Raw genomic sequence first — 25131 nt, forward strand, 5'->3', positions numbered from 1 at the left:
TGTACTCCGCGCCACTGATGACCCGTCCGTCGCCGTCACATGTGCAGTGAAGTGCCTACCTCGCCACGACACAATCGCAATCGTCGACACCATGCTCGCTACCACCGTCCTGGAGCCGCACGAGGCAAAGAGCGCGCTGCTTGCTGCAGGATCAGCGGGGAGAAATCTCTTGCCATTGGTTAACCCAAGCGTCGACTCTGGGCTAGAGAGCCACATGCGCTCCCTGCTCGTCTCTGCCCGCATCAAGTTTGAAGTGCAGGTCATTATTCGGGACGTAGGCCGCGTGGACTTCCTTGTCGGAGATTGTCTCGTCATCGAAGTTGATGGCTATGAGTTTCACAGCAAAGACGCATTCGAGCACGACCGCAGTCGAGACGCGATACTTCACCAACTTGGCTTCACCGTGATCCGGTTCTCGTACAACCAGGTCATGAATCGACCTCGTCACGTGGTCGATACAGTTCTGGCCGCGATGGCAGCGGGGCGCCACAAATGGCGCAAGTCAAATGCCCACTGGCGTCGCCTTGGCGCTCCCGAACCGGTAATTGGAGTCCAGGTGCGAGCCGTTACCGAACGGTGGCGCGCGATTCAGTAGCCAAAACTCTGTCCGGTTTTCGCTATATAGCTGCTATCTCTCCCGTGGGCGCCGATAAGCGCTATATGACGAAAACCAGACAGTCCGGGTCAGCAGAAGACGTGCTGCTCGTTGAACCCGAAGGTCTCGACGACGCCGTTCGCGAGGAACTCGCGGTCCGAGACGTCCCAGGTGTGGCCGTGGCCTGCGCGGCGCTGAACGAAGTTGAAGCGGTCGGTGCTGTAGACGCGGCCGCCCTGCGCGGTGATGTTTCGCAGCAAGGTCGAGTCTTCGCCGCGCGTACGGTCTTCGAAGGGCACCTCGACGAGCGTGCGCCTGGGGGCCACAAGCGTCGGCCCGGCCACAAACGTCGTGTAGCGGTGCTCCCGTTCGGGCGAGCGCAGGACGAGCTCGTCTCGCTGCTCGAGGTACGCATACACCGCCTGCTTCCCCACCAGATCCGCACCCGTGTAGCGAAGCGCGTGCGCCTGGTCGAGAAGGTAGTTCGGCCCGTAGAGGTCGTCATCGTCGATCTTCGCGAGGATGTCGCCGTCGGCCGCGGCGACCAGCGCGTTGAGGCACGCGCCGAGCGACACATCGTCGGGCTGCGCCAAGAGCACGAAGTCAGTGATCCCGCACGCTTCTGCCTGGGTGCGCAGCGCCCGCTCATCAGCGGTGAAGCCGTGGGTGAGGAGTGCGAGCTGGAGCTCTACGCCCTGCTGGCGGCCCATCTGCTCGAGGACGTGCTGCAGCTGCTGCGGCCGGTTGGTGGAGCAGATCGCGGTCACCTTGGGCGCGCCGACCATGGGCGTGCTGGCGTCAAGCCCGACAGCTTCGAGCAGCTGCACGGCCCGGTGCGCGTAGGTGTGCTCCTGCCAAATCCGGCGCTGCGCGCGATGCACCATCCGGTCACGCAGCCGGTGCGAGCGCACAAGCGCGCGCAGCACGTGCTCGGCTTCCTGCGGATCGCATACGATCGGCACTTCGTTGCTCGGGAAAATCTCCGGGATCGCGGCGCTCTCGGTACTCACGCACGGCGTCCCCGAGGCAAGGATCTCGAACACGCGCCGGGAGCACATGCTCGGGCTGTCGACGACCGAGTTCACGTTGAGGAACACCTTGTGCGCGCGGTACGCCGACAGCATCTGCTCATACGGCAGCGACCCGACGACATGCTTATCCAGCGGCGCCGGGAACTGGTAGTTGGCATCCCCGCCCGCAAAGCGCGAGTAGATCGTGAGCCCGTGCTCCATGCGACCACTCACCCGGTGGGCCGCGCCGAGGAGAAGCTCCATCTGCTCGCGCCGCTCGGGGTACTTGTGCGCAAAGTACATGCCGCCGAAGGCGAGGTCGCCACGCTGGTGAATCGCGGGCATCCGAACGGGGTTGTGGATGGCGGGCTGCGCCGCAAACCGCAGGACGTCGACGCGGTCGTGTCCGAGCCGCTTGCGGTACTCGGGGATGAGGCGAACGTCGGTCGTGAATACCGCGTCGAAGAGCTTGGCCGTCTCGAGGAAGTCCTCAAAGTGGGGCGGGTCTTCCTTGTTCCAGAACACGCTCGGGATGCCCTGCTCTCGGCAGGCTGCCACGAGGTCGCGCAGCGCCGCGGTCGGGGCCTTCGAACCAGTGAGTTGGTACTGCCACGCGCCGTGGTTGCCATTCCACGCCGACTCAACGAAGAGGAGGTCGAGGCCGCGTCGCAGCTCACTCGACCAGTTCGAGGGCGTGAGCTCGACCGTGTCGAACTCGTAGGCCCAGGCCTGGAGCGAGAAGTCATCCATGATGACACCGACACGCAGCCCCGGGAAGCTTCTGGGCTTGAGTGTGGGCTCGTAGGCCGGCATGGCCATCGGGTCGAAGGTGCCGTCAGACGGCCTCTGTGCTGACGCGTTCGGGCAGGTGTCGTTCGCACGACGTCGGCGCCACTCTGCGAGTTGGCGGAACCCGCCCTTCCGCACATGCCACAAACCGGTGCGGAGGTCTCGGATCGAGAGTGGTGACACGAATCATTCCTCAGTCGAACGACTGCCGGTCCAGCCTCGTGGGGGACGACGTGGCCAGCATTTGATGCTTCACTTTACTAGATCGTCGTGTGTCTATGTTGCGTCGCCTTCGGAACTCCCCTGATCGGCTGCAGGTTCAGGCAGGGTATTCACCGACGGTTCCGGCCAGGCGAAGTCCTCGATGGCCGCGAGGATCGTCTCGTACACCTCTGACACAAAGTGGAAGGCGGCAAGGCCCCACTTGTGTTCGGGGTCGCCGACCGTATCCGCAATCCGCACGATCGTGAAGCCGAGGGATTCGAGGTGACGGTAGTACGGCGCGTAGCGCGTGTTCGCTTCCTTCGCCCGCACACCCATCGACCACGGGGTCGGGTTCCCGGCAGTGTCAAGCACCGCCCAGTCGGCGGCGATCACGATCGTCTTCGCTTTGAGGCCAAGCACGTCGAGCGCATCAGCGAACATCGTCGCGGCACCACACCAGCGGGCGAAGTGTTCGTCCGAACCGAAGGCAAGGATCTCGCCCGCCTCGCACGCTTCGACGAGTTCGGGGACGGACAGGAGATCGATGCTGCGGGTGAGGATGCTGCCGTCTGGAAACACGCATACGCCATGCCGCTCGTCCACGAGGTCCCACATGAGGACGTCGCTCGCATCCGCGAAGGACTTGAGGTTGGCAAGGAGACCGCCCTCCACATCGCGCAGGAGGTTGCGCTGCTGGAAGGGGCTCGACATGTCGAACTCCTGCGGCAGGTGGTGCCGCGCGTTCGTTCCCGCGGAGAGGAGGGAGGTGCGGGCGAGGTAGCCGGTGACCTCGTAGTCCTCTTCGTGGTGCGCGATGGCGTCGCGGCTCACGCAGCTGCCGAGGATTGCGACCTTGAGTGGGGTGCGGGCGGGCTCGACGGGCGGAGCCGGAGCTGGTTCTGGAGTGACAGATGCCGTGGGGGCAGGCTCGGCAGGGGCGGCGGGGCCGGCGGGGATGCTCTCGATACGCGCATCCGGCGCTACTCGAGCAGCTGGAGCTGGTTCAGCAGGAGCAGCCTCCGCGGCTGCGGCTGGCGCGGGCGCGTCGGGGGTCACATCAGCGCTGCTCATGCGTCGATCGTAGGCCGTCAACCCTGGGTATGGTGGTAGCTGCATCAGCTTCATCCACAATTTCAGATATCTCCCGCGTTTCCCTCGCCGCTTCAGGAGCCACCCATGCGTGCACGAAACCTGTCACTGGTAGCGAGCGCCTCGCTGCGCCAGCTCACGGCATCACCGGCAGGATTCTTGCTGCTTGTGACTCGCCGCTTCACCCCGGCGCGCACACTCTTCACCCGGGTGCTCTCCCACAAGCCCGCACCCGCCGCGCAGGCGCTCGCCGCGTTCCTCGCCGACGATCCTGAGCAGGCACGGACGTTGCTGCGAGAGCATCCACCCCTCAGCCACGACCGTATGGCCGGCGAACTCGCGATCGCTCTCGACGAGCCGCGCCTCGCTCCCGGCCCGATCGCCGCGTCGAACGAGCTGCGCGCGCGGAAGCTCTGGAATGAAGGCGCCGTGAGCGACGCGCTTGACGAGCTCTCACCCCGGCACCCGTACGCGCGCACGCTCCGCGGCGAGCGCGACATCCTCCTCCCGGGCAGGCGACTCGTGCCACCGCCGAGCAAGCCACACACGGCGAAGCCCGGCCGGGTCGTGCACTTCCTCACGAACTCCCGCCCGCATACAAGCTCCGGCTACGCGCGGCGCTCGCACGCGGTCCTCCGCGCCCAGCAGGATGCGGGGCTTGAACCCCTCGCCGTCACGCGCCTCGGCTACCCCGTCATGGTCGGCTCGCTCACGGCGTCCGGCCGCGATGTCGTGGACGACATCGAATACCGCCGCCTCATCCCGTGGCGGCTCGAGGCCTCCATGCCCGCGCGCCTCGCACGACAAGCGCGCGCTCTCGCCAACATCGCGAACGAGCACGGCGCGAGCGTCCTCCACACCACCACGCACCACCAGAACGCCTTGAGCGTGGAGGCCGCCGCCGCGAGCCTCGGGATTCCGTGGGTGTACGAGGTGCGCGGGATGCTCGAGAAGACGTGGGCTGCTGCCAAGCGCACCCCGGAGGCGCGCGCGGCTGCTGCATCGAGTGAGCGCTACCGTCTCGCATCCGCGCGCGAAATCGAGCTTGCCTGTCGCGCCGACCATGTCGTGACACTTTCTGCGACGATGCGTGCGGAACTTGTTGCCCGGGGCGTCCCCGAGGAGCGCATCACGGTCATCCCGAATTCGGTGGATGCCAGCCTCCTGCGGGAGCCCGAGGTGTGCCCGCCGTCGGGGCGGACGCGTCTGGGTCTACCGCGCAAGGGACTCTGGGTCGGGGCGGTGTCGTCGCTCGTGGACTATGAGGGCTTCGACGTGCTGCTGGAGGCGGTCGCGCAACTTCGAGCGAGGGGCCACGATGTGCGCGCTCTCATCGGCGGGCACGGCGCGGCGGCGGTGTCGCTCGAGCGTCGGGCAGCTGAGCTCGGCCTCACGGATGCGGGGGCCGCGCACTTTCCGGGGAAGCTCACGCATGCGGATGCCATCCAGCACCTGCACGCGCTCGACGTAGTGACGGTGCCGCGGCTCGATCTTCCGGTGACGCGGTCGGTGACGCCGCTCAAGCCGGTCGAAGCGATGGCACTCGGCCGCTCGGTCGTGCTGAGCGACATCCCGGCGCTTGCCGAATTGGCGCGCGACGAACACGGCGCACAGCTTGCGACGCTTGCCGCGCCGGGTAACCCTGCCTCGCTCGCGGAGGCAATCATTCGGGCTGCACAACCGAATGACGCACGTTGCACCGCTGCGTACGCCTTTGCTGCGGAGCGCACCTGGCAGCGCGCCGGCGAGCGGTACGCGGAGTTGTACGCACGTCTGGCATGACGCGCGACTCGTAACGCAGGACGCGTGATGAGAGCTGCAGCCTGCGGGCATTCCCAACCCGGCAAGCCACCGATCCGCTGGATCAACCCGCTGGCATCACCGGCTAGGGCGCAGCTACGAAACCTTGGTCTCCGCGGCGACCTGCTCGATGAGTTCGAGGTATTTCGCGCCAAGCCGCTCAAACTCGACATGTTCAGACACCCACCGGCGGCCTTCCTCTGAACGTGCGAGCCGCTCCGGCTCTTCGAAGAGACCTCGCCAAAGAGTCACCAGGCCGTCGACATCGCCCGGCGTGACGACATCACCCGCGTTCGTTTCGCGGACGATCTGCGCACCCTCGCCACCGAGAAGGCACGTGATGTGACGCCCCACCGCCAGCAGCTCATAGAGCTTGGAGGGAACCGTCCACTCGAAGGGCTCCCAATCTTTGAGGGACACGATCGTCGTGTCGGCCCAGGCGTAGTGGATGCCGACCTGTGAGGCGGGCACGGGGCCGACGAGTTCAGCGGGTGACCCAAGCAAGGTATTGAGCTTCGCAAGACGTGCCGCCTCGGCTCCGCGCCCGACGAGCCGCACACGAACCGGGAGGCCTTCGTCGCGAAGCTTGGCTGCCGCCATAAGGACAACGTCGAGTCCTTGGCTGCGACCGAGATTGCCGACGTACACGGCCCGCAACTCACGTGGCTCATCTCCCTGCGGGATCTCGCGCGGTGGAATCGCCCGGTGGAGCGCAAGCGAGGCACCGTTACGGATCACGGTCGGCTGATGGAGCCCGCGTTGGGCCAAGACATCGGCGAAGCGAGACGTCGTTGTGACGATGCCTGAGCTACCCCGCTGCCCGCCAGTGATGAGTTCGTGGATGAGTCGCTTGACGACTGCACGTGGGCCACCCTCTTGAACGAGCCCGGGCACGTGCGTCACAAGGTCAGGCCAGGCATCCCGCATCTCGACAATGACGGGCCGCTTCCACAGCTTGCCGAGCACGCGACCGACGAAAATGCTCGGGATGCCGGGCGCGGTGGTGATGATGACATCAGGCTTGCGGCGAGAGAAGAGCTTGAGCGCGCGACGGATCGAGTCGACACCAGCTACGAGGTGGTCGATGGCTCGCGACACCATGCTGAGTCCGTGCGGCAGGTAGGCGACGCGATGCACCGTCGCCCCGTAGCACGTGGTCTGCCAGCTGCCGGGACGGTAACGCTTGCGATACCCCTCCCACACGCGACCGCTTGGGTAGTGCGGCGGTGGGCAGAGCACGTGAAGTTCGTGGCCCGCCTTCACAAGCTCGGCACCGATGCCATCCCAACGTCGCTGAGGTGCCGCGTTCTCGGGGGCGAAGTAGTGCGTGATGAGAAGGATGCGCATGGGGACGAAACCTAGATGTCGAGTTACGAGGCGGGCGGTTCGTACTGTGCGACGGTGTCATTGGCGAAGGCCTGCTGGACGTCGGCGAGGGCTGCCTCGTCGACGTACACCACGGACTGGCCGCCTTCCATGCCCGTGCCGGTCGACGGCAGGGTGAACATGTGGAGGTCGCTTGAGCGGACGCCCGACAGCTGCGCGCCGAGCGTCGCGAGGGTCGCGTTGTCGAGCCCGGAGTCCATGGCCACATAGCCGCCGAGGGAACCCACAAGCTGCTGTATCGTCACCGGGTTTGAGAGCGTTTCCTTCGAAAGGATGCGCCCAACGAGCCCCTTCAGGAAGGCCTGCTGGTTGCGCACGCGCTGGTAGTCACCATCGTCAAAAGCCTTGCGCTCGCGCACGTACTGGAGGGCCTTATTGCCGTCAGTGATCGTGATTTCGCCCTGCTCGAAGGTGGTGTTTCCGGGCGGGGATGAGGTGAAGGGGATCTGGTTGTTGAGCGTGACCCCACCAACCGCCTCAGTGAGTCCCTTGAAACCTTCGAAGTCGACGCCGACAACGTGGTCGATGCGCTGACCGATGAGCTGTTCAAGGGTCTGCACGAGGAGCGGAACACCGCCGTAGGCGAAGGCCGCATTCACCTTGTCGGTGCCGTAGCCGGGGATGTCGACGTAGGAGTCACGCATGACCGACATGATCGAGACGTGCTGACGATCGCCCGAAATGTTGGCGATCATGATCGCGTCGGAGCGACTGCCGCTCGACGCAAGGATGGAGGTGCCCTTCTCGCGCGTGTCGCTGCCGAGGAGGAGCACATTGATCGGGCCGTCCGAGACGGCTTCTGGCCGACCGTCGTAGTCGGGGAGGACTTGCCCCTCATCGACACGCTCGATGTCGTTGAGGCGCTGATTGAGTGTGAAGGCGTACACGCCGACGGTGACCAGCCCAAGAACAAGGACGCCCAGGAGCGCCTTCCACCAGAGACCCGTGCGCCACGTGCGCGGCCGCCGCTCGGAGCGGTCACGCTTCATGCGCCCCGACGCATCGCGCTCGATGAGCGAACCGGCGTCGTGTTCGTCACTCGCGGTCATCTTGTGTTCCTCCGGTTCGGCTCGGCCTGTTCCTCAGCCAATGGCACGATCGATCTAGATCGAGTATCTACGATTCAGTGGGTGTGTTTCACATTATCGGGGACCACCGACATTCGATTTCCCGGCGCCCAGCACGCAGCTACTGCGCCGTCTCGCGCCCCTCAGCAATCCACTGCCCAGTGCCACCGGTCACGTTCGTCGCCTGGCGACCGTGCTGCTGCTCGAGGTATTCCGCAGCACGAGCGGAGCGTCCGCCCGACTGGCAAATAATGTTGACCGGACCGTCCGGAATCTCGTGGACGCGAGCGACCAGCTCACTCAGCGGCACATTCACCGCCCACGGCACGTGCCCGCTCGCAAATTCATCCGCTTCACGCACATCGATGAGGGGACGAACACTCCCCTGCGCGGCCAACTCAGACGTCGTCATCTGTTCCACGGGAACTCCTCGGGGTCGCGGTCCTGAAGGCCCACTTTCAGGCTTCCGGCACCCTCAGCCTAGCGAAGCCGCCCTGTGCAATGGGGAGAAGTCCCCACTCCGGAATCCTGCGCTCATCGGTAGCGTTGTTGCTGAAGCAAGGCCGCTTCAGGGGGACGACGAAGGGGATTATGGGCGAGGGAAACGAGCAAGACCAGGCACGACAGCAGCCGTTGTCGCGCCGTGAACTTCGCCAGATCGCTCTCGCGAAGGCGGCCGAACTCGCTGCCCAAGAAGCACCAGAACTCAATGTCGAGTCGGCCTACCGCTACTACCCCCGCACCGGACAAATCGATCTTCGCGGCGTGAATCCGACGCCGACGCCGCCCTACCCGAACCCGAACCGTCCTCCCTACCCGGCTGGTTCTGCACCCGAAACGACACCGCGCGAGCAGGTACAAGCGCAGCTAGCCGCGGGCACGCAGGCCCCGGCGGCACCGTGGACTTCGACCAATACCGGAGCCCAGGACATCGTGCGCGGGCCCCGCATTCCTGGCGCACGCCCCGCGGGCTGGCCAGCTCAGGATGCTGGCACGAACGCGCGCGCGACCGGCGCCCCCGCCGGAGGTTTCGGTGCCACCCCGCAGAGCGTCGCGCCCGCATCTACACCGCTCTCCAACGGGTCCAACCCGCCCACCGGCGGCATCGCCCTCGTCTACGGCCGCGGCGGACTCCGCGCAACGAACACGGGCCCCACCGTCGTCCAGAACGCACAGGCACCGGCCACGAACAGCGGATTCGGCGGCGCAGCCACCAGCAACACGTCCAACGCCAACGCCTACCCGCAGGCAAGCGCCGAGGAACCCCACTTCGGCACCCACACCGCGACCGCGGTCGTCGAGCGTGAACGCACGAACACGGGCACGATCACGACCGTCGCCCCACTCGACCCGACTCCGGCAGCGACGCCCCAGACCGCAGCCCGCACTCGCCGCGAGCGCCCGGGCGTTGCCACGATCGCCCGCAACACGCTCACCAGCCCCGCGTTCCTCCTTGGCACGCTCGCAACCGTGCTCATCGCGCTCGGCAGCTGGTTCCCGTCCTTCACCTATGGCGAATCGAGCGTGCTCTCGGGCGCCCACCGGAGCTTCCCGGACGTCATCGACCTCATCGCGAACGGACACGCCACGCACGGCCTCTGGACCGCGTTCATGTGGCTCTGGGCGAACCTTGTCGGCGGCTCCGAGTTCATGGTGCGCCTCCCCTCGGCAGTGTGCGCTGGCCTTGCGGTGAGTGCCGTCGTGCTCGTTGGCCAGCGGGCCGGATCGCTCACGATTGGCGTCATCTCGGGCATCGTCATGATGGTGCTGCCGCGCACGACCGATGTGGGCATGACCGCCGAAGGCTTCGCGCTTGAGCTCGCCGCCGCGAGCTGGTCGACGGTGGCGCTCCTGTGGGCGGTCGGCGCCGTCGCACACGACCCGGTCTTGAGCTTTGAAGTGCCGCGTTCACTCGTGCCGCCGCACCTTCGCCAGCAGCGGGCAGCCGCGCTTCGCCGCTGCGCTGGCCGCTGGGCCGTCTACGCACTCCTCGTCATCCTCGCCGCGTACGCGTTCCCGACGGGCGCGACGATGCTCATCGTGCATCCCGCCGTCCTCCTCGTCGCCGGCGCACGCCGCCATGCTTTCCGCGAGTGGTTCATCGCCGCGATGTGCTGCCTCGTCATCATCGCACCGCTCCTCATCGTGACGGTGTTGCAGGGCGGCCTCGACTGGCGTGCCGAAGCCAAGGTCGGCGGCATCGGCCCGTGGCTGCTGTCAATCTACGGTGCGGGCCCCTTCGGCTGGATCCCGCTCATCCCGATCGCGCTGGCCCTCATCGCTGGCATCGTGAATCTGCGCGAGATTACCGACCGTTTCGGCCGTACCCTCCTCGAGCTCTCGGTCGCGTGGTTTATCACTCCGATGCTGCTGCTCGGCGGGCTCGCACTCCTCGGCATGCCGATTCACCCGGACTATCTGAGCGCATCCGCACCCGCACTCGCCCTTCTCGTCGGCCTCTCGCTCGCCGCATCCCGCCGCTGGATCATGTGGGCGCTTGCGGGCGCGATCGTGCTCGCCGCCGTGCCGAGCTACGGCAGCCAGCGCATGCCGGGCGGCCTCCACGACACTGACGGCCGTGAAGTGTCGAGCTTTGTCGCCGCGCACGCAGCCCCGGGCGACGGCATGCTTTTCATCGGCGAAGCCCCGCTCACTGACCCGCGGACGATGCTCGAGGCGTACCCGAGCAACTTTGAGGGCCTCACGGATGTCGCGATTGCGCAGCCCGCGGAGTACATGGACGAGCTGTGGGACGAGACACTGAGCTCGAGCATGGCGGGTCTTCGCCTCGACGGCATCAACCGCGTGTGGCTCGTGCGCGAACTCGACGACCCGCTACTGTCGACCGACCCCGACCTTGAGGCGTTCCGTAACGAAGGCTTCGCGGTGACGCAAGCGACGAACTTCCGCACGCACGCGGTGTACGAGGTCGTCCGCACCGAGTCGTTTGGGCTGCAGGAGGACGGGACGCCGCCCGCTGGCCAGGAACTTCCGCCGGTGCCGGTCGCGCCCGAAACGCCATACGCCGACCCGAACAAGCCGGATCCGAACGCACAGACGACGATTGGCCCGGATGGCGTGCCGACGGCGGTGCCAAGCGAGACGCCCGACGATGGAGGTGCGGTCGACCTTGACGGCGACGGCGTCATCGACAACCCGGACGGGGCCGGCGAGACGGACGGAGCCGGCGAGACTGACGGAGCCCCGCAGCCGACACCGTAGCGGGATCGGTGCGCCCGGGCTGCGCGGGGTGGTTCGGGCATGCTGACTGCATGCGTTGTGGCTGCATCCGTTGTGGGCACCGTGCTAGAGCCAACGCACCGGACCGCCGGCTCGAGGGCTGCCGGCCCAAGACCCACCTGCCACCAACACCCACCGAACCCAAACCCGCCGTTCGATCGAGCTGTGATGGGGAAGGTCATGGCGGGTCCCGTGACGCTTCCTGTCATCCTCGCCAAGTAGCCTGATGCGCATGACCGAGCTCACGTCGACCGTCGAGGACTACCTCAAAGTGGTGTGGTCCTTCGAGGAACTCGGCACCGAGAAGATCACCACAAAGGCTCTCGCCAAGCGGCTCGGGGTGACGGCTGCGACCGTGTCGATCACGGTGCGCCGACTCACGGAGCAGGGCCTGCTTGAGCACCCTCGCTTTGGCGGCATCTCGCTCACCGAGGCTGGTCGTCGGCACGCGGTGCGGATGGTGCGTCGACACCGTCTCATCGAGACGTTTCTTGTCGAGTCGCTCGGCTACGGCTGGGACGAGGTGCACGACGAGGCGGAGATCCTTGAGCACGCCGTGTCGGATCGCTTCTTGGACCGCATCGATGAGCTGCTTGGCCACCCGGAACGGGACCCGCACGGCGATCCGATCCCGAGCCGGGCAGGCGAGTTGGAGCATGAGTCGAGTCTTCCGCTTGTCGAGGTGAAGGCTCCCGGGCGTGCTCGCGTGGTGCGCATTAGTGACGACGATGCCGAGCTCCTGCGGTATTTCGCGGAGCGCGGCCTCGTGCCAGGTGCGACCATCGAACTCGCAGCCCCCGACCCCTTCGCGGATGGCGTCATCGTCAAGGTGGCCGACGCGCGCGAATCCTTCACCCTCGGTCCCGCCGCCGCCCACTCCGTCCGAGTCCTCCCCGCCTAACCCCTGCCCTAGCACCTCCCCAGCCGCCCCTCTGCGCATCCCGGTCCCCCCTGCCCTAGCCCCTCCCCGCCCGCGCAAATCTGCAAGATGCGGGCAAGTACCGCTCCATCTGCTTCGCTTGCCCACATATTGCAAATTCACGCACCCGGCCCGAGCCCCGCGACAGGATCAATTCACACCCCCACCTGTGGATAACTTTTCGCACGCCGCCCGACAATGCGCTCAAGTTATGCCATGAACGACTTCCATCACGCCTTCGAGGCTGGCCGCGGCGTCATCCCGCTACGCACCGTTCCACGCGAGGAACGCGAGCGCACCCGACGGCATCTGCTCCGCTTAGGTTTCCGCCTGATTCGACCCGGCTGGTACGCGGGCCCAGGTGCTGATGCTGCCGCCGTCGCCGCCGTCGCCGCGGGTGGGACGCTGAGCTGCATCCAGGCACTCTCTTCGGATGGGGTCTGGCATCCCCCGAACGTGCAGGGGCTTCACGTCCGCTTTCTTCGCGCCCAGCCTCTCCCTCCGCACGTCATCGATCACCGCATCCCCGGCCCACGACAGCCGCTTGTGTCAGCGGTCGACCTGCCGGTCACGGCACTCGCGTGCGCCATCAAATGCCTGCCGATGGCGGACGCCGTTGCCGTCTGCGACTCGGTGTTGCGCCTGCACGTGCTCGAGCCGCACGAGGTGATGGACGCGCTCCGCCTCGCGGGAAAACCCGGAGCCCGGGTGAAACCTGCCATTGATCCGAGCGCAGATTCCGGGATCGAAAGCCACCTTCGGGTCATGTTGCGCTCGCTCGGGATTCGCCACCGCACGCAAGTCATGATCCGGGATGTGGGGCGCACCGACACCCTCATCGGCGACCGCCTCGTGGTCGAAGCAGACGGCATGGAATATCACAGCGGCGAGCATGCATCGGCTGACCGACGGCGGGACATGCGCCTCCACCAGCTCGGCTTCCTCGTCTTCCGGTTCAGCTACTGCCAGATCCTGTCGCAGCAGGATGAGGTGAAGGCCACGATTCGCGCTGCACTTCGTGCGCGCGAGCACCGCTGGAGCGCGCGCAACTGCCTGTGGCAGCGGATGGGGCTTCCCGATCCGGTGCTCGGGGAGTACCGATCTGAGGCGGTTCAGCGGTGGTTTGCGATTCAGTGATCACGAGTGTGTGCGCAGATTTGCAACATATGGGCAAGCACGATGCCATGTTCATCGCTTGCCCATATGTTGCAAATTCACGCAGCGGAGCCCGGCAGCGAGCGCGAATTCGAGGCCAAGCGTGCAGACAATCGCGCCGGCAGTCGAGACGTCGAGCCAGAAGCTCGCGAGCACACCGAGAAACGCAGCAGCAATGGCCGCCACGGGGGCCAGCACGAGGCGTCGCTCAAAGCGCCTGCTCAAAACGGTCGCGATCGCGCCGGGGGTGATCGTCATGGCCGTCACCAAGACCACACCGACGAGTTGGGTTGCGAGGACCACGGTTGCCGCGAGGGCGACGAGCAACAGCAACTGGAGTGCGTCGACACGCAACCCGAGGACACGGGCATGCTCAGGGTCGACCGCCCAATGCAGCAGGTCGCGGCGCTTCGCGAGCAACACCGCGATGACCAGCGGCGCAAGAACCGCGGCCACTCCGAGTTCGTCGGTTCCGACGCCGAGGATGTTGCCGAAAATGATGTGTTGGAGGTCGAGCTGGCTCGGAATCTTCGAGATGCCGACGAGCCCCGCCGCAAACATCGTCGTGAAGACGACGCCGATCGCGGCGTCGCTGCGCAAACGGGTCCTGCTCCGCACGAGACCGATCACGAGCACCGTGAACAACCCTGCGAGGAACGCTCCGAGCGGGAGCATCGCTCCGAGCGCCGCCGCAATGACGACGCCGGGGAGGACGGAGTGGGCGACCGCGTCGCTCATGAGCGACCAGCGTGCGGTGGCGAGAAAGCAAGAGAGGACCCCGCAGGTCGCGCCGATGAGCACAGCCGCGATGACGGCCCGGGCTACGAAGGGGTAGCCGAGTGGGGTGAGGATGAGGTCAAGCGGGTTCATGAGAAGGGAGTGTTGTGGGGTTGGGATGCCTCGGCACCGCGAGCGGTGTGCTCCCTCGGGCCTGCGTCGACATCGGCGGTTCGCGGTTCGAGCGGGGTTGGGTGATGAGTCACGCTCTGCTGCGCGTTCGTCGGCACCGTCGACTCGGAGTCGAACAGGCGCGCGAGCGATTCGGGCGTGGCGAGTTCCTTCACCGGCCCCCGGTCGATCACGTGCCCACGCAGGAGCACGAGTTCATCCGCGAGTCCTTCGAGGCCGTCGGTCCCGTGCGTGATGAGGAGGATCGCGCAGCCAGTGCGGCGAAGTTCGGCAAGGCGTCCGCGAATGACGTCGGCGGAGTGGGTGTCGACTCCCGCGAAGGGTTCGTCGAGCAGAATGAGCGGCGCGTCTTGCACGAGTGCGCGGGCGAGGAGTGCCCGCCGCAGTTGCCCGCCGGAGAGTTCACCGACAAGTCGGCGCTCGAGCCCCGTGAGTTCGAGTCGCGCGAGTTCGCGGTCGATGACGTCGCGGTGGCGCGGCGCGAGGCGACGGAAGGGGCCCAGGTGTCGCGCGAGTCCGCTCGCAACAAGCTGCACCAGGCTCATTGGGGCGTCGGAGGGGATGGCGTCTCGCTGCGGGACGACGGCGATGTGTCCGCGGCGTCGCGCCCGCGCCGGGCTGGTGCCGAGGACCCGGACCGTCCCCGCGCTGGCGGAGACGGCCCCGGTCACGGTGCGCGCGAGCGTGGATTTCCCGGCCCCGTTCTGGCCGAGGAGAGCGAGAAGCTCGCCGCGTTGCAGGGTGAGTGAGACCTTGTCGAGCGCGGTCCGCTCGCCGAAGTGCACACTCACCGTGTCGAGCTCGAGGGCAAGGACGCCTCCCTCGTGCTCAACGAAATGTTGCCGGTTCTTCACCGCGTGGCCTTCCCACTGAGTCCGGCAACGATCGTGCGCACGTCGTAGCGGAGGAGTTCGAGGTAGCTCGGGACCGGTCCGTCTGCTTCGGAGAGGGAGTCGACGTAGAGCGTTCCGGCGAGGGTGGTTCCGGTCTCTTCTGCGAGTTGGCGCATGGCGGAATCGTTGACGGTGGATTCGCAGAACACGGCGGGGACCTGTGCCGCAGCGACCTTCGTGGAGAGGGCCGCGATTTGTTGCGGCGTGCCTTCGCCGTCGGCGTTGACTGGCCACAGGTAGGCCTCGTCAAGTTCGGCGTCGCGTGCGAGGTAGGAGAAGGCGCCTTCGCAGGTGACGAGCATGCGGTGGCGTGCCGGGAGTTCTGCCAGCCCGTCAACGAGCTCGTGTTTGACCTCGTCGAGCTGCGCCTTGTAGTTCTCGCCGTTGGATTGATAGGTGGCGTGCCCTTCGGGGTCGATGTCGCTGAGGGCGTCGACGAGGTTATCGACGTAGATCTTTGCGTTATCGGGCGACATCCATGCATGCGGATTGACGGTTCCGGCGGCTTCGCCGTCAGCGATGTTCATGGGTTCGACGCCGTCGCTCAGGGTGGCGTGCGGCACGTTGAGGCCGTCGACGAACTGTTCGAACCAGGCTTCAAGACCGAGCCCGTTGTCAACGATGAGCGCGGCTTCGCCCGCGTGGGCGAGGTCGTGCGGAGTGGGTTCGTAGTGGTGGATTTCAGCACCTGGCTTCGTGATGGATTCGACGCGGAGGCGGTCTCCCGCGACTTCGCGGGCGAGGTCTTCGAGCACGGTGAAGGTGGTGAGGACGAGGGGCCGATCGTCTTCGGGTTCGGCCGTCTGTGTTGCGGCGTGGCAGGCGGTGAGTGTTGCGAGGGCGAGGCTGCCGATGAGGAGGGCGGTGAGTGCGCGCAGCCACTCTGGTGTGGCGCGGTGGTGGAGTCGTGCGAACATGCGATTCACCTTAGAGTTAGAGCTATCTAACTTGCAAGTGTGGCGTGTCTCATTTAGCGCACTGGCCTGCGCGGATGTCGTTCCATCCACATGCCGAAACACCGCCCTCAATCCACAGGCCTCACCCGGTTCAGCACGGGATGTCAGTGGATCCGCCTAGGCTCATGGGCATGTGCCCGCGTACCCCATTCGACGCCTTCGACGACTTCGAGCCGCCGCCCGAGGACGACTTCGTGCCGCCCGAATTCGCTGGCTTCGCGAACACGATCGGGTCGCCCGTCGGCGGCAGCGGGGAACACCTCGCGGGGAAGGACGACGGGCAGCTCGGGGCCGCGTGCGGCACCGAGTACGGCAGCCGACACAACCCGCAACCGGCAGTCGCCGAACACCCCCGCAGCGCCGACGAGGTGCTCCGCACCGTGTGGGGATACCCCGAGTTCCGCGGTCAACAGCGCGCAATCATCGAGCACGTGAGCACCGGGGGCGACGCACTCGTCCTCATGCCGACGGGCGGTGGCAAGAGCCTCTGCTACCAAGTGCCAGCGCTCATGACCTCCGGCGTCACGATCGTCATCTCGCCACTCATCGCACTCATGCACGATCAGGTGCAGGCACTCGAGCAGCTCGGTGTGCGGGCCGGCTACCTCAACTCCTCCCAGTCGCCCGAGGAGCGTCGCGCCGTTGAGGCCGCGCTCCTCGCGGGTGAGCTCAAGCTCTGCTATCTCGCACCAGAGCGCCTGAGTTCCGCACGCGCGCTCCTCCGCAGCGCACCAATTTCGCTCTTCGCAATCGACGAAGCGCACTGTGTCGCGCAGTGGGGTCACGACTTCCGCCCCGACTATCTCGGGCTCTCGGTCCTTGCCGAGGAGTGGCCTGAGGTTCCCCGCATCGCGCTCACGGCAACTGCCACCGTCGAGACGCGCGAGGAGATCGTCCGAAACCTCCGCCTCGACAGCGCTCGCGTCTTCGTCTCAAGCTTCGACCGCCCGAACATCCAGTACCGGATCGAGCCCAAACAGGATGCGAAGCGGCGCCTGCTGCGCCTCATCCGTGACGAGCATCCCGGCGACGCGGGCATCGTCTACTGCCTCTCGAGAAAGTCGGTTGAGCAGACGACCGAGTGGCTCCAGAGCGAGGGTATCCCCGCCCTCCCGTACCACGCGGGCCTCTCAGCGAGCATGCGCAGCGAACACCAGTTCCGCTTCCTCCGCGAAGAGGGCATCGTCATGTGCGCGACAATCGCCTTCGGCATGGGCATCGACAAGCCGGACGTCCGCTTCGTCGCCCACCTCGACCTCCCCAAATCCATTGAGGGCTACTACCAAGAGACGGGCCGCGCCGGCCGCGACGGTGAACCGGCCACGGCGGTGCTCTGGTACGGGCTGCAGGATGTCGTGCAGCAGCGCCGCATGATCGATGAGGGCGAGGGGGATGCCCAACGCAAACGCGCGCAGAGCCTCCACCTCGACGCGATGCTGGCGCTGTGCGAGACGATCGGATGCCGCCGTGTCCAGCTCTTGCAGTACTTCGGCCAGGCTTCCGAGCCGTGCGGGAATTGCGACACCTGCCTCACCCCACCCACCTCGTGGGATGGCACGATCCCAAGCCAGAAGCTCTTGTCGACGGTCGTGCGCCTCGACCGCGAGCGCGGGCAACGCTTTGGCGCTGGGCGCATCATCGACATCCTCCTCGGCAAGACGACCGAGCAGTCCAAGCGGTTCCATCACGAGACGCTCTCGACCTTCGGTATCGGCACCGAGCTCAACGAGTCCGCCTGGCGAGGCGTGGTGCGGCAGCTGCTCGCCCAGGGCTTGCTCGCGGTCCGAGGCGAATATGGCGTGCTCAAGGTGAGCGAAGCGGGGTGGAGCGTGCTCCGCGGCGAGCGCCAGGTGCGGCTGCGTGAAGAGCTCAAGCAGGCGCGGGGCGGGTCCTCCTCTGGCCGCTCGCGTGGAGGATCCAGCGCGGGCGGCCGCTCGGGCGGCTCGAGCGCTGCCGCCGATGAACTGGACACTGGCGCCGCATCCCTCTTCGAGGCACTCCGTGCGTGGCGCATCAGCGAGGCCAAGGCTCAGAAGCTGCCCGCCTATGTCGTCTTCAACGACGCAACCCTCCGTGGGATCGCTTCCCTCTCGCCGAGCACCCTCGACGAGCTCGCCACGGTGTCAGGTGTCGGCGCTGCAAAGCTTGAGCGCTACGGCGAGGCCGTGCTCACGCTCGTAGCTGAACACCAACAGAGCACAAAATAAATGCCTCGACATCAAGACAACTTCACAATCCGCATGCTTTTGGCTTGATATCGAGACAATATCGGCACGATTTGCGCGTATTTGTACGCAACTCCACGTTGCAAACTGTGAACTGGAAACAAAGTTGCACATTTTGCTTCCGTTTGGCGTACAGTCTCTTTCAATAGCAACCCCACTGATCACGAAAGCCCTCTCCAAGCCCAAGGCTGGAGGCGCTCTCGGGATCAGAGAGGTTGCACGAACACAAAACTCCCCTCGATCAGGAGCATCATGAACACGAACGGATGCGCACTCAGCCGCGCTCCCCGTCCGATGTTCGCGGCGCACCTGGTCGTGGCTCCTCGGTCCACGGCGGCCGTCCGCAGCAGTCACAGCTCCCGGGCACGTCACCGCTGGACCACCTCGGCGGTTTTGACCGCCACTGGCGTCAGCAGCACGGGCAGCAGCGGCGCCATCTCCACATCCGAACGCTCCATCAGCTCATCAGCCCGGGTCCGAGGTTTCAGGTGCCTCGCACCCTCAGGGCGAGCGATGCCACGCACGGGGTTCCACGGGACGGACGCGCACACGCAGGGATAGCGCGCTTCGCACGAGCGCGCAGCGCAACCGCCGAGCAACGGATGCTGAAGGCCCCCGATTCGCAGGGAATCGGGGGCCTTCCCTCTGCCATGAGAGGTGGCCGAGATCTCGATACGGGCTTTGCTCTACTCGGTCCGGCAGCGCCGCGCGAAGCGCGTGTATCGAGACCACGGGCCGACAGCATTGCCACCCCGTGTGATCTCGATACGCCGCTACGCGGCTACTCGACCAGCTCAGTGTCGGGAGGTCTCGATCAGCTCAGTGTCGCGGTCTACAGCTGCGTTGCGTCCACCGAGAACGTGTCGCAGGACTGCCATCCGCCCTTGAGGCCCGTCGCGAACCAGTTCGCACGCTGCTCAGCCGTACCGTGCGTGAAGGTGTCCGGCTGCGCGCGTCCACCCTGCGACTCCTGGATGCGGTCGTCGCCGACCGCGCCGGCAGCATTCATCGCGTTGTCAATGTCGTCCTGGGTGATCGATGAGAACAGCTTCTGCCCATTGGCATCCGTCGTGCCCTCTGCCGCACCGGCCCAGGCACCCGCGAAGCAGTCGGCCTGCAGCTCGAGACGCACCATGTCCGAGGTGGCACCCACATCGCGGTGGTCGACCTGCTGAAGAATGCCAGCCTCCTGCTGGATGTGATGGCCCCACTCGTGCGCAAGGATGTACATCTCAGCCATCGGGCCGTCCTTCGCGCCGAACTGCGACTCGAGCATCTGGAAGAAGTCCGCATCAATGTAGATGCCCTCATCGCCCGGGCAGTAGAAGGGGCCGACCTGGTTCGAGGCCGTGCCGCACGCCGAGGAAGTCGAGCCCTCGTAGAGCACGAGCGTCGGGGTCTGGTACTTGATGCCCACGTTCGGTGCCTCGTTCGACCAGTACTGGTTGATCGAGTTCTGGGCGCCCGCGAGGCGGCACTCGCTCGAGTTGTTGGCGTCGGAGCCAGAGCAGCTGAGCTGCTCCGTGGTCTCGTTGCCACCCGCCTGCTGGCCGGTCACGAGGCCGGTCACGTCAACGCCAAGGAACTGGGAGATGAGGAAGGCGATGATGAGCGCGACGAGGCTGCCACCACCCACGGCAGCGCCCTTGGCTCCGCCGCTGCGCTTCTGAATCCCGCTCGTGTCAATCGAGGCGTTTTCGTTGAAGGTCATGCCGCAAACCTAGCGGCCGCGCTGGAAGAACCTCTGAACCGCCAGCCGACGGTGTACAGAAATGGCAATATTTGGGGCTTCGAGGCGCACCACGCCTTGAAGCCCCAAATATTGCCATTTCTGCACAACCTCACGAGACCAGCCCGCTCAACGAAGGCCGCAACTAGCGCTTGCGACGCTTCTTGAACTCCTCGTGCTCACTCTTCGGAGCCTCGCCCGACTCGCGCAGCGCGCGGTAATACTCACGCGACTCCGCCTGACGCTCAGCCTCGGCGCCGGTCGCGATCTTCGCGCGCAGCAGCGGATCGTCGTAGCCGAAGGCGTCGACGAGATCTTGCGCGTGCGTGCGCAGCCGCGACACGAGACGGTTCACGTACTTGCCGACGAGCGCACCGCGCTGCGGTGACATGCGGCCCGTGTAGAGGTACCAGGCGAGGTGCTGCTCGATCAGCGAGAGCCCGAAGAGGTCGCGCAGCCAGGTGAGCACGCGCTTCGTCGGGATGTCGCGGACGTCCTCGAGAGCGTCCGAGAACGCCTCCCACTGCAGGAGTTCGGTATGCGCGCGAGCCGCCTCGATGAGCTCGTGCTGGTGCTCGTTGAAGAGCGCCGCAGCTTCCGCCTTCGGCAGCTTCGAAGCGTTGCGGAGGGCCCCCGCGATGTCGGCGATCATCGTCTCGACACGACCCGAGAGCAGTTCGTGCTGCGTCGCCGGGTTCCTCAGCCACCCGACCGAGCGGGCCGGCTGGCCGAAGTCGACAATCGTCTGTCCGACGCGACGAAGCCCCGACCCGGAGTAGATGCGCGAGGCAACCTGCCCGGCGATCCGTCCCGCCATTTGCCGCTGGTCGAGCCCCTTGAACTGCTTCGCATAGTCGCCGAGGAGGCGCTTGCCGACGAGCTGCAGCAGGATGTGGTTGTCGCCCTCAAACGTCGCGTACACGTCGAGGTCGTGGCGGAGCAGCGGGATGCGGTTCTCGGCGAGGAAGCCCGCGCCACCGCAGGCCTCGCGGCACTCCTGCAGCACCTCGAGCGCCTTCCAGGTCGACATGGGCTTGAGCGCAGCAGCGAGCGTCTCGAGGTCTTCACGATTCTCGGGGGTGTCGAGCTCGCCCGAGAAGACGCCGTGGAACTGCTTGAGGAGCGTCTCGTGCGCGAACGACTGCGCGTACACGGTCGCAATGTGCGGGATGAGACGGCGCTGGTGCAGCTGATAGTCGAGAAGAACCGTCTCCTCCCCCGGTGTCGCGGAGTTGAACTGTCGGCGTTCGTTGCCGTAGCGGACGGCGATCGCGAGCGCCGCCTTCGCCGCGTTCGTGCTGGCACCGTCGAGGGAGACGCGCCCCTGCACGAGCGTGCCGAGCATCGTGAAGAAGCGGCGGGCCGGGTTCTCGATCGGGCTCGAGTAGGTGCCATCCTCAGCGACGTCCCCGTACCGGTTGAGGAGGTTCGTGCGCGGGATGCGGACGTGGTCGAAGGCGAGGCGACCGTTGTCGATGCCGTTGAGACCACCCTTGACGCCGTCGTCCTCCGACTGGACACCCGGCAGCAGCTCACCGTCATCCGTGCGGATCGGGACGAAGAACGCGTGCACGCCGTGGTTCATGCCCTTCGTGATGAGCTGCGCGAACACGACCGCGGCCTTGCCGTGAAGGGCAGCGTTGCCAAGGTAGTCCTTCCACGCGCCGCGGAAGGGCGTATTGATGACCCACTCCTGGGTGGCTTCGTCATAGGTGGCGGTCGTACCGATCGATGCCACGTCGGAACCGTGGGTCTGCTCGGTCATGGCGAAGGCGCCCGGAAGCTTCAGCGACATGACGTCCGGCAGCCACTTGTCGTGGTGCTCTTCAGTGCCGAGCTGCGTGATCGCCGAACCGAAGAGGCCCCACTGCACGCCCGCCTTGATCTGCAGCGACGGATCGGCGAGGACGAGTTCTTCGAAGGCGGCAATGTTTGCGCCGGGGTTCTCGCCACCGCCGACGCGCTTCGGGAAGGCGAGGTTCGTGGCACCCTCTTCGGCGAGGAGGTGGAGCTGCTTGAGGACGCGTTCGCGGTGCTCCGTGTAGGGCAGCGTGTCGTCGCGGTGGAGCTCCGGCCGGGAGGCGTTCTTGCGGCTGCGCTTGCGGTACTCGCCCCAGGCACCGAGGAGTTGTTCGCCAAGTTCGGCGACATCGATGCGGGCGGGATCGAGCGCGAGCGGCGCATCAAGCTCGGGGTCGTTGAGCGTGGAGTCAGTGAAGTTGGGGTCGGTCACGTGGTGCATCCTTTGCAGGGCGGAGCAATATTCGGGTACGTCGCGGCCGGGCACTCGGGCAGCGCTGGCCGGTGTCGCGGATCACGGTAAGCGGGGATGCGTCGGAGCACCTGGATGCGGTCGAGAGCCAACAAGGCCGCCCGAGACGAACCCGGGCGGCCTTGCAGGAGTCACACAAAGTGCTGAGAAAAGACCCCCGTACACGTCTGCAGATCGTTGACGCATGTCCACCCATGTGGAGGATGCGCCAACTATCTGCAAATTCGTGCGGGCGATGGCGGCTACTGGCGCTTCATCGCTTCCGAGAGCTTCACGCGTCCACCCGTGCGGAGGATGGAGTTCTCGTAGATGCGACCACCGATCCAAATGCACACGAGGGTGGTGAGCACAAGGATGACGAGGGCGAGGAGCGCCTCCCACCACATGGCATCCCCGATGATGAGGCGGATCGGCATCGCGATCGGCGAGGAGAACGGGATGTAGCTCATGGCACGCAGCACCGCGTCGTTATCGTTGAAGAAGATGATCGCGAAGTACGGGAGCATGATGAGCATCATGAGCGGGGTCGTCACCGTCGCAACCTCTTCCTGACGCGAGACGAGCGCAGCGGCACCCGCGTAGAGCGTGGCGAGCATGAGGAAGCCGAGCACGAAGTAGCCGATGAAGGCGAGGATCGCGGGGAGAATCATGAGGAGTGCCTCCGACTGCCCGACCGCGACCATGGCGAGGCTACCGGCGAGGCCGATGACCGCCATCTGGCCGAAGGCGAGGGCCGAGTTGCCGATGATCTTGCCAGCCATGATGACCTTCGGCGAGACCGTTGCAAGGAGGATCTCAACGACGCGGGACGACTTCTCCTCCACGACCGACTGGGCGATGCGCATGCAATAGCCGAGGGCACCCATGAAGAAGGTGATGCCGAAGAGGAAGCCGAGGCCGTAACGCAGGCCCGTGTCGTCCGGCTCGTTGCCGAGCTGGAAGGTGTCGGGCTTCACGCTCACCGCCGAGCTGAGGCCGTCGTTCGTGCCGTTCGCGGTGACGATAACGAGCTCGCTCGAGTCGCCGAGCTGCGCGGGCTGGGCCGTGCTGTCGAAGAGGGTGAGGCCAGCGGCTTCCTCGCGGGTAACGAGCAGGGCATCCGCCTGTTCGCTCGTGACGAGGTCGGCACCAGTTGCGGCGCTCTCGACGTTCTGCACCGTGAACTTCTCGGTGGGCAGCTCGCTCGGGAGGAGCGCGTTTGCGGCGTTCGTGACGGCGACGTTCTGCGGGCCGCCGCCGAATCCGCCATTGCTCATGAAATTCGTGAGGAGCACTATGCCAACGACAAGCGCGACCGTGATGCCGAGGCTCCACAGGAACGACTTCTGACGCACCTCGGTGAGCACTTCGCGTTTCGCGACGAGCCACACGCCCTGCATGGTGGAGACGCCGTAGCTGCGCTCCGTGGCGGGAGTAGTCGTGGTGGTCATCGGACGACCTCCTTGTAGATCGTGGAGAGCTTTTCGATGCGGGGGCCGAAGGAGAGGACCTGGCCGCGGTTCATGGCCTCGCGGAGGAGCGCCTGGATGCTGTGCTCGTCGGTGGCGCGGACGGTCGCCTTGCCGCGGTCGAAGTCGATGACCTCGATGCCGGCGGCTTCGCGCATCCAACCGGCATCCCCGTCGGTGGCGATGTCGTAGAGGCCGCGCGAGTGTTCGGCCTGCAGTTCGAGGCGGGCGCCGCTGGCGCGGATCTGGCCGTTCGCGATGATGACGAGATCATCCGCGAGACGCTCAACGACATCGAGCTGGTGGCTCGAGAAGAGGACCGGGACGCCGGCGGCCGCGAAGCGCTGCAGGACCGACAGGACGACATCGACGGCGACCGGGTCGAGGCCCGAGAACGGCTCGTCGAGCATGAGGTACTGGGGCTCGTGGACGAGCGTTGCGGCGATCTGCACGCGCTGCTGGTTACCGAGGGAGAGGTCCTGGAGCTTGTCGTTCAGGCGTTCACCGAGGCCAAGCTCAGTGAGGAGGCTCTTCGCGTTCTTCGTGGCCTTCGCGGTGGGGAGGCCGTGGAGTTCGCCGAAGTATGCAACCTGCTCGAGGATGCGCATCTTGGCGTAGAGGCCGCGCTCTTCGGGCATGTAGCCGAAGCGCGCGCGGTCGCGCGGACCGATGGGCTTGCCGTCGACGAGCACCTGGCCTGCTTCCGGCTCGACGAGGCCGAGGATCGACCGCATCGTCGTCGTCTTGCCGGCGCCGTTTGCGCCGACGAAGCCGGTGAGGCGGCCGGGCTTGACGGTGAAACTCACACCGTCGAGCACGCGGCGGTCGCCGTATGTCTTCGTAATGCCCTGGATCTCGAGCATTGTGTCCCCTTCCGTGCCGGGTCCTCCGGCGTTGTCTTCAACGCTAGAGATCCGCGCGGCGGATGGGATCGCCCGGGCGGCCGGTCCGTGCGGGGGATTCGTTCAGCAGGATGCGTGACCGAATTTGGTCATATAACTCGTATCCCTCGCTGGGGACGGGATAGCCGCTATATTCCCAAATCTGGTCAGGCCTGAGGCTCGACGATGCCGTGTTCGTAGGCGTAGATAACGGCCTGGATGCGGTCACGCAGGCCCAGCTTGCCGAGCACATTCGACACGTGTGTCTTCACGGTCGCGTCTGACACCCACAGCCGCTTCGCAATCGCTGCGTTCGAGAGGCCTTCGGCAAGCCCAAGGAGCACTTCGCGTTCTCGCTCGGAGAGCCGCTCGTACTCGGCGGGCATCGCCTGAGGGGACGGCTCGGATGCAGCGGCAGGCACAGCGGCACGGGCCGCCAAATCGCCCGCATGTGCCGCTTCACTCAGACTGCCATCCTGCGGCACCCATCCGCCCGATCCATCGCGCATCTGCGCAATGACGGACTTCGTCACGGCAGGGTCAAGGAGAGCCTCGCCCGCGTGG

General features: G+C 66.0%; 19 protein-coding genes. 6 read left to right on the forward strand and 13 right to left on the reverse strand.

Features of this window, described 5'->3' with window-relative positions:
- The first annotated feature begins 91 nt into the window (after positions 1-91).
- Positions 92-595: an endonuclease domain-containing protein gene (locus ZAL01S_RS10345; protein ID WP_159421648.1), complete on the forward strand. Its 504-nt coding sequence runs from the start codon at positions 92-94 to the stop codon at positions 593-595.
- 89 nt (positions 596-684) lie between these two features.
- Here ZAL01S_RS10345 and ZAL01S_RS07725 read toward each other — a convergent pair whose 3' ends face one another.
- The gene (locus tag ZAL01S_RS07725) at positions 685-2577 is read right to left on the reverse strand and encodes a glycosyltransferase family protein (protein WP_306301598.1); all 1893 of its coding nucleotides are present in this window, start codon (positions 2575-2577) and stop codon (positions 685-687) included.
- A gap of 93 nt (positions 2578-2670) precedes the next feature.
- Entirely contained in the window at positions 2671-3669 is a 999-nt protein-coding gene (locus tag ZAL01S_RS07730) for a DUF6270 domain-containing protein (protein ID WP_066081940.1), read from the reverse strand.
- Positions 3670-3774: 105 nt separating this feature from the next.
- On the opposite strand from ZAL01S_RS07730, the gene ZAL01S_RS07735 reads away from it, so the two are divergent.
- Positions 3775-5469 (forward strand): glycosyltransferase family 4 protein, encoded by a 1695-nt coding sequence (locus ZAL01S_RS07735; RefSeq protein WP_066081943.1) that lies wholly within the window; start codon positions 3775-3777, stop codon positions 5467-5469.
- A 114-nt stretch (positions 5470-5583) separates the two neighbouring features.
- On the opposite strand, the gene ZAL01S_RS07740 is transcribed toward ZAL01S_RS07735, so the two are convergent.
- From ZAL01S_RS07740 to ZAL01S_RS07750, 3 genes are all read right to left on the reverse strand, one after another.
- Positions 5584-6834, reverse strand: coding sequence for a glycosyltransferase family 4 protein (locus ZAL01S_RS07740; RefSeq protein WP_066081944.1), 1251 nt, complete (start codon positions 6832-6834; stop codon positions 5584-5586).
- Between the two features lie 23 nt (positions 6835-6857).
- Positions 6858-7922, reverse strand: a complete 1065-nt coding sequence (locus tag ZAL01S_RS07745) for an LCP family protein (RefSeq protein WP_066081947.1) — start codon at positions 7920-7922, stop codon at positions 6858-6860.
- 139 nt (positions 7923-8061) lie between these two features.
- On the reverse strand, positions 8062-8352 hold the full coding sequence (locus ZAL01S_RS07750; protein WP_174519462.1) for a rhodanese-like domain-containing protein: 291 nt from the start codon (positions 8350-8352) through the stop codon (positions 8062-8064).
- 179 nt (positions 8353-8531) lie between these two features.
- Between ZAL01S_RS07750 and ZAL01S_RS07755 the strand changes: the two genes are divergently transcribed.
- The 3 genes from ZAL01S_RS07755 (at position 8532) to ZAL01S_RS07765 (ending at position 13236) form a co-directional block, all read left to right on the forward strand.
- Complete coding sequence (locus tag ZAL01S_RS07755) at positions 8532-11162, forward strand: hypothetical protein (RefSeq protein WP_066081950.1); 2631 nt, start codon at positions 8532-8534, stop codon at positions 11160-11162.
- A 250-nt stretch (positions 11163-11412) separates the two neighbouring features.
- Entirely contained in the window at positions 11413-12081 is a 669-nt protein-coding gene (locus tag ZAL01S_RS07760; RefSeq protein WP_083523197.1) for a metal-dependent transcriptional regulator, read from the forward strand.
- A gap of 234 nt (positions 12082-12315) precedes the next feature.
- Entirely contained in the window at positions 12316-13236 is a 921-nt protein-coding gene (locus ZAL01S_RS07765; protein ID WP_066081955.1) for an endonuclease domain-containing protein, read from the forward strand.
- Positions 13237-13287: 51 nt separating this feature from the next.
- Here ZAL01S_RS07765 and ZAL01S_RS07770 read toward each other — a convergent pair whose 3' ends face one another.
- The 3 genes from ZAL01S_RS07770 to ZAL01S_RS07780 are packed head-to-tail and all read right to left on the reverse strand — an operon-like array spanning position 13288 to position 15973.
- Positions 13288-14124, reverse strand: coding sequence for a metal ABC transporter permease (locus ZAL01S_RS07770; protein WP_066081957.1), 837 nt, complete (start codon positions 14122-14124; stop codon positions 13288-13290).
- Complete coding sequence (locus tag ZAL01S_RS07775) at positions 14121-15017, reverse strand: metal ABC transporter ATP-binding protein (protein WP_066081960.1); 897 nt, start codon at positions 15015-15017, stop codon at positions 14121-14123. The genes ZAL01S_RS07770 and ZAL01S_RS07775 overlap by 4 nt, the downstream gene beginning before the upstream one ends.
- Complete coding sequence (locus tag ZAL01S_RS07780; RefSeq protein WP_066081962.1) at positions 15014-15973, reverse strand: metal ABC transporter substrate-binding protein; 960 nt, start codon at positions 15971-15973, stop codon at positions 15014-15016. The genes ZAL01S_RS07775 and ZAL01S_RS07780 overlap by 4 nt, the downstream gene beginning before the upstream one ends.
- A 170-nt stretch (positions 15974-16143) precedes the next feature.
- On the opposite strand from ZAL01S_RS07780, the gene recQ reads away from it, so the two are divergent.
- Positions 16144-18219 (forward strand): DNA helicase RecQ, encoded by a 2076-nt coding sequence (recQ, locus tag ZAL01S_RS07785; RefSeq protein ID WP_083523198.1) that lies wholly within the window; start codon positions 16144-16146, stop codon positions 18217-18219.
- Between the two features lie 850 nt (positions 18220-19069).
- Here the strand turns inward: recQ and ypfJ are convergent.
- The 5 genes from ypfJ to ZAL01S_RS10725 all read right to left on the reverse strand — a co-directional run bounded on the left by ypfJ (position 19070) and on the right by ZAL01S_RS10725 (position 25100).
- Positions 19070-19948: a KPN_02809 family neutral zinc metallopeptidase gene (gene ypfJ / locus ZAL01S_RS07790; protein WP_066081964.1), complete on the reverse strand. Its 879-nt coding sequence runs from the start codon at positions 19946-19948 to the stop codon at positions 19070-19072.
- 163 nt (positions 19949-20111) lie between these two features.
- Complete coding sequence (locus ZAL01S_RS07795; RefSeq protein WP_066081966.1) at positions 20112-22208, reverse strand: acyl-CoA dehydrogenase family protein; 2097 nt, start codon at positions 22206-22208, stop codon at positions 20112-20114.
- 272 nt (positions 22209-22480) lie between these two features.
- On the reverse strand, positions 22481-23668 hold the full coding sequence (locus ZAL01S_RS07800; protein WP_066081968.1) for an ABC transporter permease: 1188 nt from the start codon (positions 23666-23668) through the stop codon (positions 22481-22483).
- Complete coding sequence (locus ZAL01S_RS07805; protein WP_066081970.1) at positions 23665-24549, reverse strand: ABC transporter ATP-binding protein; 885 nt, start codon at positions 24547-24549, stop codon at positions 23665-23667. Before ZAL01S_RS07805 ends, ZAL01S_RS07800 begins: the two co-directional genes overlap by 4 nt.
- 185 nt (positions 24550-24734) lie before the next feature.
- Entirely contained in the window at positions 24735-25100 is a 366-nt protein-coding gene (locus tag ZAL01S_RS10725; protein WP_306301599.1) for a response regulator transcription factor, read from the reverse strand.
- Between the last annotated feature and the right edge of the window lie 31 nt (positions 25101-25131).

Origin of the sequence: [Zimmermannella] alba NBRC 15616 (assembly GCF_001570905.1) — a bacterium.
In the GTDB taxonomy this organism is placed as follows: domain Bacteria; phylum Actinomycetota; class Actinomycetes; order Actinomycetales; family Microbacteriaceae; genus Pseudoclavibacter; species Pseudoclavibacter albus.